Raw genomic sequence first — 18,619 nt, forward strand, 5'->3', positions numbered from 1 at the left:
CCGGATGGCCCCGCGGTGCCGGGCCGTCCCCTGCGGATCCCGCTGGACCTGCGGGCCCCGGGGTACGGGGGCGCGTGGCATGCGACTGATGACGTCCGACTACACGGAGCTCTCCGCGCCCGGCCACGGCTACGTGACCGGTCCGCTGCGCCCCGACATGGCCCACGACCTGCTGGAGCGCTACGGCTTCGCGGTGGTCCACAGCCCGTCCGGCGAGGTGTCCGCCGAGGACGCCCACCGCGAGATGGCGGCGGTCCGGGCCGGTCTCGGTCTCGGGGAGCCCTACGCCCCGCTCCTCTACCGCGACCGGGGCGCGCCGCCCGTCACGGAGGTGACGCGGAAGCCCGACGCGGACCATCCGGCGTTCCACACCGGCGCGGCGCAGGGCTGGCACACCGACGGCCTCCTGGAGGACATCGGGACCATCCGGACGACCCTGCTGTACTGCGTACGCCCGGCGCGCGGCGGCGGCCGGACCTTCCTGCTCAACGCGGGGCGGGTCTTCGCGGAGCTGGGGGACCGGGACCCGGAGGCGGCCGAGGTCCTGCTGCGGGGCACCATCCTCGGCCGGCGGTCGACGATCCCGGGGGCGGTCCGCGAGGCCGTCGGGCCGGTGTTCGCCGCGCTCGGTGACGGCCACTACGCGACCCGGTACGGCGAGGGCCGGGTCGAGCGCTGGTATCCGAGGGACGCCGAGGAGCAGCGGTGCCTGGCCCGTGCGCTCCGCTACTTCAGGTCCCGCCGGGACGATCCCGACGTCCGGATCGATCTGCTCCTGCGGTCCGGCCAGTGCCTGGTCTTCCGCAACGACGTACTGGCCCACGGCCGGGAGCACTTCACCGACGACCCCCGCCGTCCGCGCCTGCTGCTGCGGAGCCTGCACACCGATGCCCCGGAGCGTGTGTCATGAGGGACTCCGTCATCATCCCGATGGCCGGGCGGGGGACGCGGTTCGGGGCCCCGTACCCGAAGGAGCTGCACGTCGTGGCGGCGCACCGCACCGTGCTGCACTGCTGTCTCGGGCCGCTGACCGCGCTCGGCCCGGAGCGGCTGCGGGTCGTCTGCGTGGTCGGCCCGGACCGGGCCCGGTCCATGGACGTGGTCGCCGAGGAGCTGGGCGGGCGCGGCGCCGACGTGGTCTTCACCGTGCAGAACCGGCGGCGGCACGGGCCCGGTCTGGGCGGTGCCGTCCGCGCCGGGCTGCCCTACTGCGAGGGGGTGACCGCCCTGGTGCTCCCCGACCAGATCTTCACCACCCGGGAGCCGGACGACTTCGCGGTGGCGATGGACCTGGCGCGCCGCCACGGCCGTTCGGCCCTGGTCCACCCGACCACGGACCCCGGGGCGCTGCGCGCCGACGGTGCGGTGGCGTACGACCGGGAGTCCGGTCTCATCACGGCGTGCGAGGAGAAGCCGGAGCGGGACCTGGGCCGGTTCGACGGGCTGTGGGTGGTCCCGATGGCCGGCCCCGACCACCGGGAGCTGCTGCCCTCGGTGGCGACGGACCCGGCGCGCGTCCTGACCGGGGCCGCCTGCGTCGAGGTCGGGAGCTACGTCAATGTGACGCGGCCGTCGGACGTGTGGGGGCTTCGATGCCCGACGTACTGATGGACTGCACCGGTCACCGGGTCGACTGGACGTCGCTCGGCGGGATCGGGCTGCGGGCGCGGGAGCTGGCCGCGGAGATCGCCCGGGTCGCCGGGGTCACGGTCTTCTCCCCCGGTTCGCTGCCCGAGCGGCTCGGCCCGGGGGTCCGGCTGGTGACCCGGGAGTCCGCCTGGGCCGCCGAGCTGCGCCGGAGCGACATCGTCTACTCCTTCGACTCGCCGTCGCCGGAGCGGCTGGCGTCGGTGGCCGGGAGCGGCCTGCCGGTGATCGTGGAGAACGCCCCGCCGCTCGAACACGCGCTGTACCCCTCGCTGGCGCGGCGCGCGGACCGCGAGAGCCGGTACCGGGAGACGGTGGAGGCGTACCGGCGGCAGTTGGCGGGCGGGGCGTTCTTCACCTGCCGGTCGGCCGTGGAGCGGGCGACGCTGGTGGCGAACCTCTGTCTCACCGGCCGGGTGACGGTGGCGGCGATGCGGGCGTCGGGCGCGCTGGACGGGCTGGTCACCACCATCCCCGTCGGGTTCTCGGAGTCGGCCGCCGAGGCGGCCCGGCGCCGTCTGGCGGAGGCCGGCCGGGAGGGGGCGTTCCGGGTGGTCTGGTCGGGCGGTCTGTGGACGTACCTGGACCCGATGTTCGCGCTGGAGTCCGCACGGATCGCCCGGAGCCGCGGGGTCCCCGTGGAGCTGGTGTTCCTGTACGGGCGGGAGAACCCGGACAACGCGGCGGTCCTGTCCGGCCTGCTCGGCGCCGTCGAACGGTACGGCTGCGGCAGTTACGTGACGGTCCGTCAGACGCCGTTGGGCCGGGCGGAGTACTTCCGGGTGCTGGCCGGGGCGTCCGCGCTGGTCTGCGTCGGGCGGCGCGGTGTCGAGAACGACACCTGTGTGCGGCTGCGGATCAGGGACTCCCGGCTGTTCGGCCTGCCCACCGTGGTGGACCGGCACGGGCCGACCTTCGACGAGCTGGCCAGGGACGGGCTGGCCCACGGCGCGGACGACCCGGAGGAGGGGGCCGCCGCCCTGGCGGTGATCCACCGGCGGCGCGGTGAACGCGCGCCGCTCGACGCGTACGCGTACCGCCGTACCGCGCGCGACCTGTGCGCATGGATCGAGAAGGGGAAGGGGGAACGATGAGTTCCGAGAACGAGAGGGCGGAACGGGGCGGGAGGGGGGCGGCCGTCTCGGCGCTGGGGCGCCCCTGGCGGGCTCCCCGCGACCACTCCGGGCCGACGTTCGTCGCCGGGCGGGGCGCCTGGCTGACCGACCGGACCGGGCACCGGGTGATCGACGCGACGTCCGGCGCGCTGAACGTGTTCTGCGGGCACGGGGTCGAGCCTGTGGTCGACGCCTACCTGGCGCAGCTCAGGGAGCTGGCCCATGTCGACATGGCCCAGGGGCTCTCCGGACCGGCGCACCGGCTCGCGGACGCGCTGCGGGACGTCCGGGGCCACGGCGGTGAGCGGTTCTTCTTCGCCAACAGCGGTTCGGAGGCGATCGAGCTGGCCGTGGGGCTCGCCTCCCGGTACTGGGCGGCGGTCGACGGGCGGCGTACCGGCGTCGTCGCCTTCGAGCGCGGCTACCACGGCTCGACCGCGCTGTGCCAGGCGCTGTCCGGGCTGCCGCAGACCAATGACGCCCCGGCCCGGGACGCGGTCCGCGTCCACCGTCTGACCTTCGGCGGGTTCATCGGCGCCGGGCAGCGGTCGGAGGCGGCGCGGGCGTACATCACCGCGCGGCTGCGGTCGCTGCTGGCCCGTACGGCGGCGGGCACGGTGCTGATCGAACCGTTCCTGAACGTCGGAGGCGGCATCCGGCTCCCCGAGGGGCTGCTCGGCGACGTCCGCAGGATCTGCGACGAGTACGGGGCGCTGCTGGTGCTGGACGAGGTGTTCACCGGGATGGGGCGGACCGGGGCGTGGTTCGCGCACGAGCATCCGGGGGTGCGCCCCGATCTGACCGCGTTCAGCAAGGGGTTGACCAACGGGGTGTGCGCGCTGTCCGCCGTCGCGGCCGACCGCCGGGTCCTGGACCGGCTGCCCGCCGGGAGCATCGTGCCCTACGGCCACACGATGTCGGCCTCGGCGGCGGCCTGCGCGGCGGCACACGCGACGCTGGAGCACATGCGCCGCTCCGGGGCCGTGGCGGCGGCCCGGGCCTCCGGTGCCCGGCTGCTCGGCGCGCTGGAGCGGGAGTTGCGCGGTACGGACGGTGTGCTCGACGTCCGGGGGCACGGTCTGGCGCTCAGTGTCGAGTTCGACGGCGCCGACTGCGCCGGGAGCGTGCAGCGGGTGGTCTACGACCTCGGGGCCTACACCCGGCAGCAGGGCTCCACGGTCCTGCTCGCACCGCCCGCCTGTCTGAGCGGCGCGGAGGAGGAGCGGCTCGTCGACCATCTGGTCACCGGGGTCCGCAAAGTGGTCGCAGCGCGGTGAGGAGCCGACGATGACGGACATGATCGGCGTCGACGACGCCCTGGAGCACATCGAGCGGCTGCGCCACGGCGAGTCGCTCACCACCGAACGGGCCTCGGCGGTCCTCGCCCTCCACCGGGCGGGCCGCCTCGCCGACTACCAGCTGTCCGCCTGGCTGGCGACGATCGCGGCGCGCGGACTGCGGTTCACCGAGACGGTGGCCCTGACCAGGGCGTATCTCGGCCCGGTCCGGCCCGTGGCGGCGATGGGGGGCGGTCGGCGGCCGGTGGTGGACAAGCACAGCACGGGAGGCATCGGCGACAAGACGACGCTGGTGGTGGTGCCGCTGGTGGCCGCGCTCGGGGTCCGGGTCTGCAAGCTGAGCGGGCGGGGGCTCGGGATCGCCGGCGGCACGATCGACAAGCTGGAGAGCGTGCCCGGGCTGCGGCTCGAATTCACCGAGGCGGAGCTGGCCGCCCGGCTCGCCGCCGACGACGCCGTCATCGGGTCGTTCTCCGGCGAGCTGGTACCCGGTGACACGGCGACGTACGGGCTGCGGTCGGTGAGCGGCTGCGTGCGGTCGGCGCCGCTGATCGCCGCGAGCATCGTCAGCAAGAAGGTGGCGGTCGGCGCCGACGCGGTGGTGTTCGACGTGCGGTACGGGGCCGGCTCGCTGGTGCCCGACCACAGGGCGGCGCGGCGGCTGGCGGGGCTTCTGGTGCGGCTCGGCGGCGAGTTCGGACTGCGCTGCCGGGCGGTGCTCAGCGACGGTTCCGTTCCGCTGGGCCGGGCCGTCGGCAACGCGGCGGAGGTCGACGAGGCGGTCGACTTCCTGCGCGGGCGGGGGGACCGGGGGCTCGCGGCGGAGTGCGAGGCCCTGGCCGTGCAGATGGTGCGGGTGGCCGAGCCGGACGAGCCGGAGGGCAGGATCCGGGAGCGGCTGCGGTCGGCGCTGGGCTCCGGGGCGGCGCTGTCGGTCTTCGTCCGGATGCTGACGGCACAGGGCGGCGACACCGCGCCGGTCCTGCGCGGCGACGGGTACTGCCGGCCGGGCGTGCGCAGGCTCGTACGGGCCCGGCGGGCCGGGTGGGTCACCGACGTCTCGGCGCTCGACATCGGCCGGGCCGCGCTGAAGCTGGGCGCGGGCAAGGTGTTCGCGGGCGACGTCATCGACCCGCACGCCGGGATCCGGCTCGCCCACCCCCTGGGCGGGCGGGTGGCGGAGGGGGACGTCCTGGCCGAGGTGTTCCACCGCGAGGGGCTCGACGCCGGGGCGGCGGTGGACCTGGTGGCCGGGGCGGTCCGGGTCGGTCCCCGGGAGGACTGCCGGGCGCCGCGCGAGCCGGAGCCGCTGTCCGGGGCCGACGCCCGTACGGACGTACCGGCCCGCGTCTCCACGGGCGTCTTCACGGACGCCTCCGCGAACGGAACGGGAACGGGGACGGTCCATGTCTGATCCGATGACGGGCCCGGTCGCCGCCCCCGCCGCCGAGCCGGAGCTGCGGGAGTACCTGACGGCGATGCTGCGCTGGCACTTCGGTGAGGAGACCGGCTCCCGGTTCTGGGTCGACCACCGCTCCGCCCTGCCCTTCGACCCGGTCGCCGACATCCGCACCTTCGACGATCTGCGCCGCTTTCCGTCCCGGGTCAACGAGTTGCGCGAGGCCCGGGTCGAGGACCTGGTCCCCCGGGGCCTGGCCGACGAGCCCCCGCCCTACGTGGTGGAGTCCGGCGGCACGACCGGCAGGCCCAAGCGCGCCGTGCTGTCGCTCTCCCGGATCGAGCAACTGGTCGACCTGTACTGCGCGTACGTGCCGGAGGCCGCCGGGCACACCATGCTGTCGCTGTTCCCGACCGGCCCCCACCTCGCGGGGAACTGGCAGCGGCGGTGGGCGCGGCGGCTGCGCGTGCCCTACCTCCAGGTGGACATCGACCCGCGGTGGGTGAAGTCCGGGATCGGGGCGGACGTGCGGCGGCGGTACGTCGAGCACGTACTGGCCCAGGCCCTGGACGTGCTCCGCACCCAGCACGTCGGGCATCTGCTGGTGACCCCGCCCCTGCTGCGCGCCCTGGCCCGCTCGGAGGAGCTGGCGGACCGGGTGCGGGCCACGGTGCGGGTCGTCACCTGGGGCGGGGCCCGGATGACGCGCGAGGAGGTGTACGAGTACGCGCGGCTGGTCTTCCCGGACGCCCTCTTCGTCGCCACGTACGCGAGTTCGATCACGGGGACCCGGGCGCTGCTCAGGCGTACGACGGCGTACGACGACCATCCGGTGTTCGACCCGGCCGGCCCGGAGCTGTTCGTCCGCGTCGTCGATCCGGGCACGCGCGGGCCGGTGCCGTACGGGGCCCGGGGCCAGGTGCTGATGCACACGGTCACCCGGGACATGTTCCTGCCCAACAACCTGGAGCGGGACCTGGCGGTGCGGACGGCCGGGACCGGGGGCGAGGAGTGGCGGGGCGACTCGGTCGCGGACGTCGTCCCGATGGCGGAGTTCGAGGGCAGTCGGATCGTCGAGGGGATCTACTGATGGACGGTACGCGGGAGGGGCGGCGGGTCCCCGTCGTTCGGGAGACCGCCGCGGGCCGGGTCGGCGGGGTGCTGGACCGGCACTCCGGCTCCGCCCGGTGGCAGGGCGTCCCGTACGGCACGGTCCGGGCGGACGGCGGCCGGTTCGCCGGGGCGGTGCGGCCGGAGCCGTGGGAGGGGGTGCGTCCGGCGCTGCGGCCCGGCCGGGTGTCCTGGCAGCTCCCGCCGGTCCACGACCGGGCGTCCGACGCGCTGCGGCACTTCGGCTTCTCCCACACCGGCGGTACGGAGCACGAGGACTGTCTGAACCTCGCCGTGCACACCCCGGACCCGGGTCGGGCAGGGCTTCCGGTGCTCGTCTGGTTCCACCCGGGCATGCAGGTCGCGGGGGCGGGGAGCATGCCCGGCAGACGTCCGGAGGTGCTGAGCCGCACCCACGGCGTCGTGGTGGTGACGGCCAACTTCCGGCTGGGGTGCTGGGGCCATCTCTTCCTGGACGAGCTGACCGGCCCGTCGGGCCCGGCCTGGCGGGACACGGCCAACCTCCGGCTGCGGGACCAGGTCCTCGCCCTGACCTGGGTGAAGGAGAACATCGCGGCCTTCGGCGGCGACGCCGGCAACGTCACCCTGTTCGGCGAGTCCGCGGGGGCCCACAACATCGGCTCGGTCCTGGGGTGCGCCGCCGCAGAGGGGCTCTTCGAGCGGGCCGCCCTGTACAGCGGCGGCTGCGAGAACGCGGTGCCGAGGGACGAGGCGACCGGCCTCGCCCGGGAGTTCCTGGAGTGCGCGGGGCTCGCCGGTGCGCCCGAGCGGCTGGCCACCGTACCGAACGTGCATCTGAAGGTGGCGCACGAACGCCTGCTGAGGCGCCACGAGATCGTGTACTACCGCGATGTCGTGGACGGTACGCACCTGACGCGTCCGCCGATCGGGGCGATCGCGGCGGGGGCGTCGGCCGGGGTCGACCTCCTGGTCTCCAACACCGCGGACGAAGCCGGGCTGTGGGACCACCTGATGCCGGGCGGGGCGCGGGTGGTGGCGCGGGGCGCGCGGAGCGCCGTACCGGCCGCACGGTACGGGGCGGACCACGAGGCGTTCATCGACGCGGAGTTGTTCCTGCGCCCCTCGCGCGACCTGCTGCGGGCGAAGTCCGCGTCGGGCACCGGCCGGTGCTGGTACCAGATCTACGACCACGTCCCCTCGGACCACGGGCTGGCCGGGGCCGGGCGCGCGGTGCACGGCATGGACCTGGCGTCGCTCTTCCTCGATCTCGCCTCCCCCGGACCCGCGTCGGAGGCGGATGTCGCGGTGGCCCGCCATGTCCAGGGGGCGCTCGTGGAGTTCGCGCACGGGAGGGGGCCGTCGACCGGCGGGGTCCGCTGGCCGGTGTACGACGGCGCGGCGGAGCGGCTGGTCCGGATCGGGCGGGAGCCGCGGGTGGAGAGCGCCGTGTGGCCGCTGGACGACGACCACGCGGCAGCCGGCCGGTAGCGGGGCGGGGGCGACGGGGAGTGCGTACGAAATCGCGGGCGGCGCCGTCGTGGGCGGTGCGGCTGCTCGTGGCGTGGGCCGCCGAGCGGCGGGTGGCGGTCCGTGCCGTGGCGCTGGCGCTGGCCGGGGCGGGGATCGACCTGGCGACGCCGCTGGTCGTCGGGTCCGTGGTCGACGGGCTGGCCGTCGGCCGGGCGGTCGCCCTCTCCACGCTCGTCCTGCTGGCCGTCGCCGCCGTGCTCAGGTTCGTTGTCCGGTTCGGCCAGCGTGCCGCCGCGAGCCGGCCGGCGACCCGGGTCCAGCACGAGCTGCGGGTGGCGTTGCTGGAATCGCTGTGCCGCTACTCCGGCGAGCAGCAGGACGCGTTACGGCGGGGCGAGGTGGTCTCGCGGTCGGTCACCGACCTCCAGGTGGTGCAGTCGCTGCTGACCCTGGCCCCGCAGGCGGCCGCGGCGGTCTGCCATGTCGCGGTCCAGGTCGTGGTGATGTTCGTGCTCTCCCCGGTGCTGGCGGCGGCGACGCTCGTCGCCCTGCCGGTCGCGGGGGTGGTGGTGGTCCGGTCCCGACGGCGGCTCCACGCGGCCACCTGGCTGTCCCAGCAGGCCGCCGCCGACCTCACCTCGTTCACCGGCGAGGCCGTCGCCGGGCTGCCCGTCACCAAGGTCTTCCAGCGGGAGGAGCTGGTGGAGGGCCGCTTCCGGGCCCTGGCCGCCGAGCTGTTCGGCCGCCGCCAGCGGGTCGCCCGGCTGAACGCCGTGTTCACGCCCGTCCTGACCACCCTGCCGCAGGGCGCGCTCGTCCTGGTCGTCGGGGTCGGCGGGGCGATGGCCCTGCGGGGCGACATCGGCGTCGGCACCTTCGTGGTGTTCGCGACGTATCTGCTCACCATGACCGGGCTGGTGCGGCTGCTGGCCGGGGCGGTCTCCGCGGTCGCGCTCGCCCGGTCGTCGGCCGAGCGCGTCCACGCGGTCATCGACAGCGGCGGCCCCGGGCCGGACCCGGAGGCCGAGCCCCGTGGGGAAGGCGACGGGGCCGGGCTCGGAGTGGTGCTGTCCGGCGTCGGGCTGCGGCTCGGGCCGGAGCGGCGGCACGTCCTGCGGGATCTGAGCCTGACCGTCGCCCCCGGGGAGTGCCTCGGCGTCGCGGGCCGGACCGGCTCCGGGAAGTCGGTGCTGGCGCTGCTGCTGTCGGGGCAGTACCCACCCTCCGGCGGACGGCTGGAGTTCACCGACCGTACCGGGCGCGTCCGGGCATCGGCGCCCGGCGGCTGCGGTGCCGTGCTGGTGACGGAGGAGCCGTTCCTGTTCTCCGGCACGGTCCGGGACAACATCCTGCTGGGCCGGGAGTTCCACGGCGGCCGGTACGCCGCGGCGGTCGCGGACGCCGCCGTGGACACGATGCTGGACCGGCTACCGGACGGCGATCTGGCCCCGGCCGGTGAGGACGGGGCCCTGCTCTCCGGTGGCGAGCGGCAGCGGATCGCCCTCGCCCGGGCCCTGTACGGCGCGCCGGAGCTGCTGCTGCTCGACGACGCGACGTCCGCGCTGGACACCCTGACGGAGGCGCGGGTGCTCACCGCGCTGCGGCGGCGGCTCGGCGACGGGTGCACGGTCGTCGTGACCGGGCGGCGGCGCGCGGTGCTGGCGCTGGCCGACCGGATCGCGGTCGTCGAGGGCGGCCGGGTGGTCGAGCACGGCGCTGCCGGGGAGTTGATGGAACGTTCCGTACGGCTGAGGGCCCTGATGGGCGAGGCCGCCGATACGCCGACGCTGGGCGCCGACGGGGTCACGGCCGGACCCGCGGCGGACGGCCCCCCGCCCGGACCGGCCCGCGCCGGCACCCGGGAGGACCCGGCCGGTGCGTACGCCGCCCGGCTGCCCGGGGTGGTGGACGCGCCCGCGCGGGCGGATCTGGAGAGCGGGCGGCGGAACGGCCCGTTCACCCTCGGGGCGGCGCTGCGGCCGGTACGCGGCCCCGTCCTCGCGGCCCTCGTCTGCATCGGCGCCGAGGTCGCTGCGGCCGTGGCGCTTCCGGCGGTGGCCCGGTCCGTCCTCGCGAGCGCGGCGGACGGCGACGCGGCGGCGGTCGGGGCGCTGTTCGCCCTGGGGCTGGCCGTCACGGCGGTGGGCTGGATCGCCGGGTGGGGCACCATCCGCACGACCGCGCGGGTCTGCGACCGGGTGCTGTTCGCCGTACGCCTGCGGTGCTTCCGGCACGTCCAGCGGCTTCCGCTGCCGTACGTGGACCGGGTGCGGTCGGGCGGGCTGCTGACCCGGCTGACGTCGGACATCGACTCGCTCTCCGCGTTCGTGCAGACGGGGCTGGTGTCCCTGGCGGTCAATCTGCCGCTGGTGGGCGGGGTCGTCCTGGCCGTGGTGTGGATCGCGCCGGACCGCTGGCCCGTTCTGGCCGGGGCGGGGGGCGCGGTGCTGGCCGGGGCGGCCGCGTTCCGCCGTGTCGTCTCCCGTTCGTACCCCAGGGCGCGGGACCTGCTCGCGGCGGTCAACACCGACCTGCACGAGAAGGCGCACGGCATCCGTACGGCGCAGATCTTCCGCTGCACGGGGCGGATCGTCGCGGAGTTCGCGGAGCGGTCGGCGGCGTACCGCGACGAACGTCTGCGCGGGCAGACGGCGGTGGCGTGGTTCTTCCCCCTGGTCGCGCTCGCCGTCGACCTCACGCTGGTCTGCCTGCTGCTGCCCGCCGCGGCGGACGGGCCGCCCGGGGCCGGTGTCCTCGACGGCGGGACCGCCGCCGCCCTCGTCCTGTACCTCTCGCTGCTGTCCTACCCGATCCAGCAGATCGCGACGGTCTACGACGGCGCCCAGCAGGCCCGGGTGGGGCTCCGGCGCGTCAACGGCCTGCTGTCCGAACCGGCGGAGGAACCGGCTGAGGAGCCGGCAGGGCCCGCGCCGGTGCCTCCCGTACCGGAGGGACCGGCCGGTGCGGGCATCCGGTTCGACCGGGTCGGCTTCCGGTACCGGGAGGACGCCCCGTACTCGCTCCAGGACGTCGTGCTCGACATCCCGCCGGGGGCGTCGCTCGCCGTCGTCGGCCCGACCGGGGCGGGCAAGTCGACCATCATCAAACTGCTGGCGCGGTTCTACCACCCGCAGTGCGGGACGCTGCGCCTGGACGGTGTGGACGTCGGGCTGATCCCGCTGCGCGACTACCGGCTGCGGACCGCCATCGTGCCGCAGGAGGCCCATCTGTTCAGCGGTTCCGTCGGCGAGAACATCGCCTTCGGGCGGCCCGGCGTCTCCCGTGCGGAGATCTCGGCCGTCCTGCGGTCGCTCGGCGCGGCGGAACTGATCGACGCCCTGCCCGGCGGGGTGGACCACGACGTCGGCCCCCGGGGAGCCGCCCTGTCCGCCGGGCAGCGGCAGGTGGTCGCCGTGGCACGGGCGCTGGTCTCCCGCCCCGGACTCCTGCTGCTGGACGAGGCCACCGGAGCGCTGGACGCGGAGGCGGAACGCACCGTCGTCCACGCCCTGCGCGGCGACCGGAGCGGGCGGAAGACCGTCCTGGTCGCCCACCGGCTCGCCACCGCCGCGCAGGCGGACGCCATCGCCGTCGTCGAGCGGGGCCGGCTGCTGGAGGTCGGCGGGCACGCGTCCCTGCTGCGGTCGGGCGGGCTGTACGCGGACCTCTGGGCGGCTTCCGCCGCCGACGGACCACCACACCGCGACCGGGGACGAGGGCCGGTCCGGGAACGAGGACAAGGACGAGGAGCGAGGACATGAGGTCACTGACCTGCGGCGAGGAGTTCCGGTTCAACGGGGCGGTGTCGTTGCAGCGGGGCGAGGGCTGGGTGGCGCCGTGGCGGGTGCCCTTCGACCGGGCCCGGCTGTACTTCCCCGAGGGAGGCATCGGGCGGGCGGGGATGCCGTCCGGGGTGGCCCTCGTGCTGACGACGGACACGGACCACGTGGAACTCGACTACCTGTGCTCGCGCTGCCCGGACAACATCGTCGAACTCGCCGAGGACATCGAGCAGTTGGAGTCGGTCGACATCGTCGTGGACGGTGTGCGCCGAGGCCGGCGCGCCCTGTCCGCCTCGCGGAGCACACAGACCCTGCGGCTCGATCTCGGCGCGGAGGGCGGTGCCGGCACGGCGCCCGTGCGGCAGGTCGAACTGTGGCTGCCGCTCTACGCCCAGTTCCGCCTGATCGACCTGCGGATCGACGAGGGGGCGACGGCCTCCGTAACGGCGCCGAACCCCAACCGGTGGGTGCACTACGGCGGTTCGCTCTCGCAGGGCATGGGCGCGGACTCGCCGCTAACCAACTACGTGCAGTCGAGCCGGTGGCGCGACGACCTCGACCTGGTGTCGCTGGCCCGGGGCAAGGGCACGCACCTGGAGCCGGTGTTCGCGGACCTGATCGCCGAACTGCGGCCGCGCTATCTGACGATGGCGGTCGGCGGCATGGTCTATCTCACCGGCTCGCTGAACCCGTACACGTACCTGACGAACATGCTCGGGTTCGTGAAACGCGTCGTGGACACCGTGCCCGACTGCGAGGTGGTCGTCCTCCTGGCTCCGGCGAGCCCCCGGTTCCACGACCGCAAGGGTCCGGGCGGGCTGACCGCGACGGAGTGGGCGACGGTGCACGACGCCGCCGTGGCGGCGGTCATGGAGTGGGGCGACGGCCGGGTCCACCCGGTGCGCCAGTGGACGGACGTCGACGAGTCCGACTTCCTCGCCGACGGCATCCATCTGACATCGGACGCGCACCGCAGGTACGGGGCGTATCTGGCGGAGCGGATCCGCGCCCGCCTGGGATAGGGCCGGTCCGTCCCGGACCGGATCGAAATCCGACGAGGAGGAAACGAAGTGCAGGACGCCGAACAGACCCACGACGACGAGCAGCAGCAGCCACAGCAGCACGACGGCACGGTGGCGGCCGGGACGGCCGGGCCCACCGGACCTGCCGAGGCGGACGCCGACTGGTTCGACGACGTCCCCGAGGAGAACGTCGGGTCCGTGCTCTCGCTGGACGAACTGGCCCCGTACCCAGGGATCTAGAGAACAGTGAGGAGCATCGTGGAACCTTCGCACCGCGCCACCGGGCACGTCACCGAGCGCCCCCGGCGCCCCGGTACGGACCCGCTTCGCGCCCGGCGGCGGGAGGTACTCGACTGGTACGCGTCCCGGACAGCCGGACCGGACGCCGGAGAGGGCACGGGACAGGGGGCCGGACGGATGTGGCCCGAGGGGGCGGTGATCGTCGTGGGGAAGGGCCCGCACCCGCACGGGGCCGATCTGACGTCCCTCGGCTGCCGCGTGGCCGCGCACGTCCCGCTCGACGACTGGCGGCAAGGCACCGGTGCGGGGGCAGGGGCCGTCGAACGGGCGGTCCCGTCGTCGGCGGGATACGTCCTGGTGACCGTCGCCAGGGACGCGTTCGACCTCCGGTTCGCCGGGGACGTCGTGGCCCTCGGGCACCGGACCGGACTCCCGGTGGGCACGCTGCCCGCGCGCTCCGCCGGGGAGCTGGGCTTCATGCTCCGGCGGATGGCCCTGGCCAGAAGGGCGCGGGCCGGGGCCCATGTCTTCGTGGACGCGGCCGATTCCTCGTCCGTGGTGGGCGACGCGGCGGAGCTGGCCGCGCCCGGCTCCGAGGGCGTGCGCACCGTCTCGGTGTACGGCCACGGCAACGAGTCCCATGTGAAGATCGGCGACCGGTTCGTCTGCGCGCACAGCACGAGCGGCTTCCCCGGGCAGGACTGCGCGTGCGCCCCGAACGGCCTGCGGCTCTGCCGGCTCGACGACATCCGCTGCGGCTGGATCCATCTGGGGTCCTGCGGGGCGCTGATCCCCGACTGGCGGCGCAGCCGGCCCGCGACCAACTTCGTCGATGCCTTCGCGAGTTCCTACGCGGCGACCCTGTGCGGCTCGCTCTACCGCATGCCGACGTCGCGCCGGGCGATCCTCGTCCACGAGCTGGCCCAGCTCGGCGGCGCCGCGCCGGGCGGGGACGGCCGGTCGGCGGGGACGCTCTGCCTGGGCGATCCGGTCCTGCTGCGCCACCGTGCCGACGCGCCGGGCCGGACGGCGGCCGTGGCGTCGCTGGGCGGTGAACTCGGGCGGATCGAGGCGGATTCGGCGCGTCTGGCCGAGGACCGGGCCCGGCTGCTGGCCCTGACCCGGACCGTCGAGGACGCCCGGGGTGTGCTCGTCGCCCTGCGCCTGGCGGCGGGCCCCGCCGGGCGCGGGGCGCTGGACGCCTGCGCGCGCGGGATCGACGGGGCCCGGGGCTGGGCGGTACGGGCGGCGGCGGTGCTGTCGGCGGCGAGCGGGCGGACCTTGTACGGCGAGCCCGCCCGGGCCGAGTTCGCCCGCTGCGTCGCCGGAATGGGGTCCCTCGGCGAACGGTTCGAACGGGATCTGGTCGCCTTCCTGGCGAACGTTCCGGGAGGCATTCCGGCGAGCGTTCCAGGGGACGTCCGGGCGGACGTTGCGCTGGTCGGTGCCCGTGCCGTCGAGCGCGCCATGAGGTCCGGGCTGCTCTTCGAACCGGCGGGTCCCGAGGTGCTGTGCTCCTGCCGGTTGTGCGGGCTCCCGGTCCGGGTCGGCGCGGCCCGGGGCGCGGCGGACGGCCGGGAGTGCCACTGGGCGCGGTGCGACGTCTGCGGGGATCTGGCACGGTCGCCGGACGGGGAGCGGTTCCCGCTGGTCACCGTGGCGGGGCCGGGCGCGGTCGGCGTGCGGTTCTTCGGCACGGCCCCCGGCCCCGGCGGTGCCCGGCCGGGCCCGGCCGCCCGGGTGGTCGTGGACGTCGACGACGGGGCCGGGGGCCTGCGTACCAGGAGCGCGCACGTTCTCGCGGCGGGCGGGGCGGTGCGGGTGCGGTGCGACACGGGCGGTGCGGGGCCCTCGCTGCGGGTGCGGGCGCTGGCGGTGTCCGGGTTCGCGATCTGGTTCGCGCGGGCGACCGTGCCGTCCGCCGAACTGCTGGGCGCCCCGCCCCCGTCCGGTTCCCCCCGACACGAAGGAGGTCGCGACCGTATGCGCGGCACCGCTGCCGGCCGGCCCGAGGGCGAGGGCTCATGAAGGCCGTGTTCGCCACCGCCCCCGACCCCGACGACCCGCTGTCCACCGTCGTCGTCGGGGACCGCCCCGACCCCGAGGTGCCCCCGGGCTGGGTGCGGGTGGCGGTGCGGGCGGCCTCCCTCAACCACAAGGACCTCTGGACCCTGCGCGGCGTCGGGATCAACCGGGACCAGTACCCCCGCATCCTCGGCTGCGAGGCGGCGGGGATGCGGCCGGACGGGGCGCGTGTGGTGCTGTATCCGCTTCTCGACTCCCCGCCGGGCACCGCCGACGAGACACTGGCGATGCCCGCGGCGCAGCTCGTCGGTGCCCGGCCGGGCACCCTCGCCGAGTTCTTCGCCGCTCCCCCGGAGAGCCTGCTGCCCGTCCCGGACCATCTGTCCTGGGAGGAGGCGGCCTGCCTGGTGTGCACCTGGCTTCCCGCGTACCGGATGCTGTTCACCAAGGCGGCGCTGCGCCCCGGGGACACCGTGCTCGTCCAGGGCGCGGCGGGCGGCCTGTCCACCGCGCTGATCAGCCTGGCCTCGGCGAGCGGGGTCCGCACCTGGGTGACCGGCCGGTCCGCCGCCAAGCGGGCCCTGGCCCGGCGGCTGGGCGCGAGCGCCGCGTTCGGGCCGGGGGCCGAACTGCCCGCGCCGGTCGACGCGGTGATCGACAGTGTGGGCCGGGAGACCTGGACGCACACCCTGCGCAGCGTCCGGCACGGCGGCACGGTGGTGGTCGCGGGCGCGACGACCGGCGACGTCCCGCCCGCCCGGCTGCACCGGATCTACTTCCACCAGATCAACGTCGTCGGTTCGTTCAGCGGGACCCGGGAGGAGTACGCGCGGATGGTGACCCTGATGCGGACCACCGGCATCCGGCCGCTGGTGGACGACGTGCTGCCGGCGCAGGAGGCGCGCGCGGCGCTCAAGCGGCTCGCGGACGGGGACGTACGCGGCAATCTCGTCCTGACCTGGCCGGACCACGGCGCACCGGCCGGCGGAGGGGAGGCCCGGTGAGCGCCGCGGCCGAGGTGCTGCGCGAGGCGGGCGAGGGCGGTGCCGTGCCGCCGTGCGACCGACGGTTCCACTACGTCCCGCCGTGGCGGACGGCGACGCTGACGGCGCTCGCACGGCAGGTCCTGCCCCCGGTCGCCGAGGTCGCGGCCCGGTACGCCGCCGCCCGGCCGGATGCCGAGGTCACCGCCGAGGAGACGGCGACGCTGCTCGCGGCCTGCGCGTACGTACGGCTGCGGGGCGCGCCCGACGACTGCGTCCTCGCGTTCGGCGGGCTGCCCCCGGAGCTGGTGGGGCACGCCCGTACCGAACGGATGACGGTACGGGCGGCGCGGGAGTGCGTCGGCTGGTTCGACGCCAACCAACGCCCGCTCACCCGGGTGGACCTCCCCGGGGCGGGGGCGTGCGACGGCGCGCTCTACGGGCCGGAGCTGGCCCGGCGGTACGCCCCGGCCCGGCCGGTGACGGAGCGGTTCAACGCCGTGCTGCGCGGCTTCGCCCGGGACTTCCTCGGTTCCCTCCGGGTCCTGGAACTGGGTACGGGCACCGGCAGGCTGGCCCGTAACGTGGCGCCCTTCGCGGGCTCGTACACCGGGATCGAGGCATCGCGCGCGATGATCGAGGCGGGGCGCCGGGACGGCCTGGACGTGCGGCACGGCGACATGATGGCGATGCCGTTCGCCCCCGGATCGTTCGACGCGGTCGTCGAGCACGAGAGCATCGACTTCTGCACGGAGCCGCTGCTGGCGGCCGCCGAGGTGGAACGCGTGCTGGCGCTGGGCGGCCGGTTCTACCGCGTCGAGCTGGAGACCGCGCCCGCCGCGGGGGTCGGCCGCCTCCAGGAGGCGGTCACCGCACGGCTGGCGGAGGTGGCCGGCGGGGTCTTCCCGTACTGGACGAAGGGGCAGCGGCAGCGGCTGCACGGCTGGCTGCTGCACCGCGGCTTCGTGCACCGCAGGATCGAGCTGGCCCGCTGGGACGAGACCCGGACGCTCCGCGACTGGCTCCAGGGCCTGGTCAACGCCAGTTATCCGTCCTTCTCCGGCATCGACGAGCACACCGCGCGGTCCGTCTGCGCGGAACTGGCCCGCGCCGCCGCGCTGGGATCGCTCGACACCCGGTGGCCGGGGCGCGCCTGGGTGATCCTGCACCTGTACGAGCCCGTCGACCGCTGCTGTCCGAAGCACCTCCCGTGACCCCTGGAGAGAGTCATGCTGGTCTGGATCAACGGCGCCTTCGGCGCGGGCAAGTCGAGCGTCACGGAGCAGCTGACGCGGATCGTGGAGCGGATCATCGTCTTCGACCCGGAGGAGGCCGGCTTCCATCTGCGTGCCTGGGTGCCGATGCCGGATTCCGGGGACTTCCAGGACCTGGCGTGCTGGCGCGAGGTCGTGGCCCGCTCGTGCGCGGCGTTCGTGCGGCACTATCCGGACCACCTCCTCGTCGTCCCGATGACCGTGGTGAACGACGCGTACCGGCGGGAGATCTTCGACGTCGTCCGCGAGGAGGACGACGGCCTGCTGCACGTCTGGCTGTCGGCCGACCGCGCCCTGCTGACCCGGCGCATCACCGCCCAGGTGATCCATCCGGACGACCCGGTGCGGGACGCGGACGTACGGGCCTGGCGGCTCGGCCGGATCGACGCCGCGCTGGCCTGCGAGGACCGGCTCGGCGCGGACACCCTCGTCCTGCCGACCGACACGGCGAGCCCCCGTCGACTGGCCGAGCGGATCGCGGCCCGCGCCGAAGTCACCGGATGAGGCACCCGGGGATCTTCCGCCGCATATGGGAGGATCGGGCGCTGTGAGGACGCTTCCCGTTCGGCCCACCGCACCCGTCCCTCCCGCTCCCCGATGACCGGCGAGGACGCCGCGCGCGCGATCGACGCGGGCCGGTTACCCGAGGACGTCCTGGCCCTCGTCGACGCCCTCGGCCCCGGCGAGGAGCTGGTGATCACCCGGGACGGCGCGCCGTTCGCCCGGGTCTCCCCCGTCACCAGGACCGTCCTCGTCGGCACCGTCGTCGCCCCGCCGAACGCCCCCGAGGAGGGGTCGCGCCCCCCGGACGGGTCCGTCACGGTCGTCGCCACGGCCATGGAGCTGTCGGACACGGCCCGCACCGCGCTCTCCGACCGGCTGGGCCCCGACTACATCGTCCTCGACATGCGCTCCGCCCCCCGCTCGGCCGACGTCCTGCTGGTCCCCCCGGTCAGCCCGCAGCTGATCGGGTCCCTGCGCTCGTCCTTCCCCGACGCCCGGGTCGTCGTCACCGAGATCGAGGACCCGGAGCTGGGCGTCGACTACCAGGGCCCGGTCCGCCGCCTCCTCGACGCCGGAGCCGAGCTCTACCTCCCCCCGGCCACCCTCCCCCGCCTGGCCGATCAACTGGCCCACGCCCTCACCCACCCCCCGGGCCCCGCCCTGGAATCCCCCGCCGCCCGGGAGATCGGCCCTGCGGAGGACCCCTGAGCCGGGCAGGACCGGGCAGGGCCGTCCGCCGCGCGCGCCCGCCCGCGGTTGCGCAGTATG

The 18,619-nt window shown here is 75.4% G+C and carries 15 protein-coding genes; all 15 read left to right on the forward strand.

From position 1 onward, the window contains the following. Positions 1–79 precede the first annotated feature (79 nt). A complete protein-coding gene (locus ACIQGQ_RS24920; protein WP_402398984.1) occupies positions 80–910 on the forward strand; it encodes a TauD/TfdA family dioxygenase in 831 nt (276 codons plus the stop codon). Beyond that, complete coding sequence (locus ACIQGQ_RS24925; RefSeq protein ID WP_402398986.1) at positions 907–1,608, forward strand: hypothetical protein; 702 nt, start codon at positions 907–909, stop codon at positions 1,606–1,608. Before ACIQGQ_RS24920 ends, ACIQGQ_RS24925 begins: the two co-directional genes overlap by 4 nt. Further along, positions 1,593–2,741, forward strand: coding sequence for a hypothetical protein (locus ACIQGQ_RS24930; RefSeq protein WP_402398988.1), 1,149 nt, complete (start codon positions 1,593–1,595; stop codon positions 2,739–2,741). The genes ACIQGQ_RS24925 and ACIQGQ_RS24930 overlap by 16 nt, the downstream gene beginning before the upstream one ends. After that, positions 2,738–4,039, forward strand: a complete 1,302-nt coding sequence (locus ACIQGQ_RS24935) for an aminotransferase class III-fold pyridoxal phosphate-dependent enzyme (protein WP_402398990.1) — start codon at positions 2,738–2,740, stop codon at positions 4,037–4,039. The genes ACIQGQ_RS24930 and ACIQGQ_RS24935 overlap by 4 nt, the downstream gene beginning before the upstream one ends. A 10-nt stretch (positions 4,040–4,049) precedes the next feature. Continuing rightward, positions 4,050–5,474, forward strand: coding sequence for a thymidine phosphorylase (locus ACIQGQ_RS24940; protein ID WP_402398992.1), 1,425 nt, complete (start codon positions 4,050–4,052; stop codon positions 5,472–5,474). Then, positions 5,467–6,549, forward strand: coding sequence for a phenazine antibiotic biosynthesis protein (locus ACIQGQ_RS24945; protein ID WP_402398994.1), 1,083 nt, complete (start codon positions 5,467–5,469; stop codon positions 6,547–6,549). Before ACIQGQ_RS24940 ends, ACIQGQ_RS24945 begins: the two co-directional genes overlap by 8 nt. Next, positions 6,549–8,039 (forward strand): carboxylesterase family protein, encoded by a 1,491-nt coding sequence (locus ACIQGQ_RS24950; RefSeq protein WP_402398996.1) that lies wholly within the window; start codon positions 6,549–6,551, stop codon positions 8,037–8,039. Before ACIQGQ_RS24945 ends, ACIQGQ_RS24950 begins: the two co-directional genes overlap by 1 nt. Before the next feature lie 20 nt (positions 8,040–8,059). Continuing rightward, positions 8,060–11,782: an ABC transporter ATP-binding protein gene (locus ACIQGQ_RS24955; protein WP_402398997.1), complete on the forward strand. Its 3,723-nt coding sequence runs from the start codon at positions 8,060–8,062 to the stop codon at positions 11,780–11,782. After that, positions 11,779–12,825: a hypothetical protein gene (locus ACIQGQ_RS24960; protein WP_402398999.1), complete on the forward strand. Its 1,047-nt coding sequence runs from the start codon at positions 11,779–11,781 to the stop codon at positions 12,823–12,825. Before ACIQGQ_RS24955 ends, ACIQGQ_RS24960 begins: the two co-directional genes overlap by 4 nt. Positions 12,826–12,873: 48 nt before the next feature. Continuing rightward, positions 12,874–13,065 carry a hypothetical protein gene (locus ACIQGQ_RS24965; RefSeq protein ID WP_402399000.1) on the forward strand — a complete coding sequence of 64 codons (192 nt, stop codon included), beginning with the start codon at positions 12,874–12,876 and terminating at the stop codon, positions 13,063–13,065. A gap of 18 nt (positions 13,066–13,083) precedes the next feature. After that, positions 13,084–15,093, forward strand: coding sequence for a hypothetical protein (locus ACIQGQ_RS24970; protein ID WP_402399002.1), 2,010 nt, complete (start codon positions 13,084–13,086; stop codon positions 15,091–15,093). Further along, a complete protein-coding gene (locus tag ACIQGQ_RS24975) occupies positions 15,090–16,094 on the forward strand; it encodes a zinc-binding dehydrogenase (RefSeq protein WP_402399004.1) in 1,005 nt (334 codons plus the stop codon). The genes ACIQGQ_RS24970 and ACIQGQ_RS24975 overlap by 4 nt, the downstream gene beginning before the upstream one ends. Next, positions 16,091–17,287 (forward strand): class I SAM-dependent methyltransferase, encoded by a 1,197-nt coding sequence (locus ACIQGQ_RS24980; RefSeq protein ID WP_402399006.1) that lies wholly within the window; start codon positions 16,091–16,093, stop codon positions 17,285–17,287. Before ACIQGQ_RS24975 ends, ACIQGQ_RS24980 begins: the two co-directional genes overlap by 4 nt. A gap of 15 nt (positions 17,288–17,302) precedes the next feature. Further along, the gene (locus ACIQGQ_RS24985) at positions 17,303–17,851 is read left to right on the forward strand and encodes a tunicamycin resistance protein (protein ID WP_402399008.1); all 549 of its coding nucleotides are present in this window, start codon (positions 17,303–17,305) and stop codon (positions 17,849–17,851) included. A 93-nt stretch (positions 17,852–17,944) separates the two neighbouring features. Continuing rightward, a complete protein-coding gene (locus ACIQGQ_RS24990) occupies positions 17,945–18,559 on the forward strand; it encodes a hypothetical protein (protein WP_402399009.1) in 615 nt (204 codons plus the stop codon). Positions 18,560–18,619: the final 60 nt, after the last annotated feature.

Origin of the sequence: Streptomyces sp. NPDC092952, assembly GCF_044754785.1 — a bacterium.
In the GTDB taxonomy this organism is placed as follows: Bacteria; Actinomycetota; Actinomycetes; order Streptomycetales; family Streptomycetaceae; genus Streptomyces.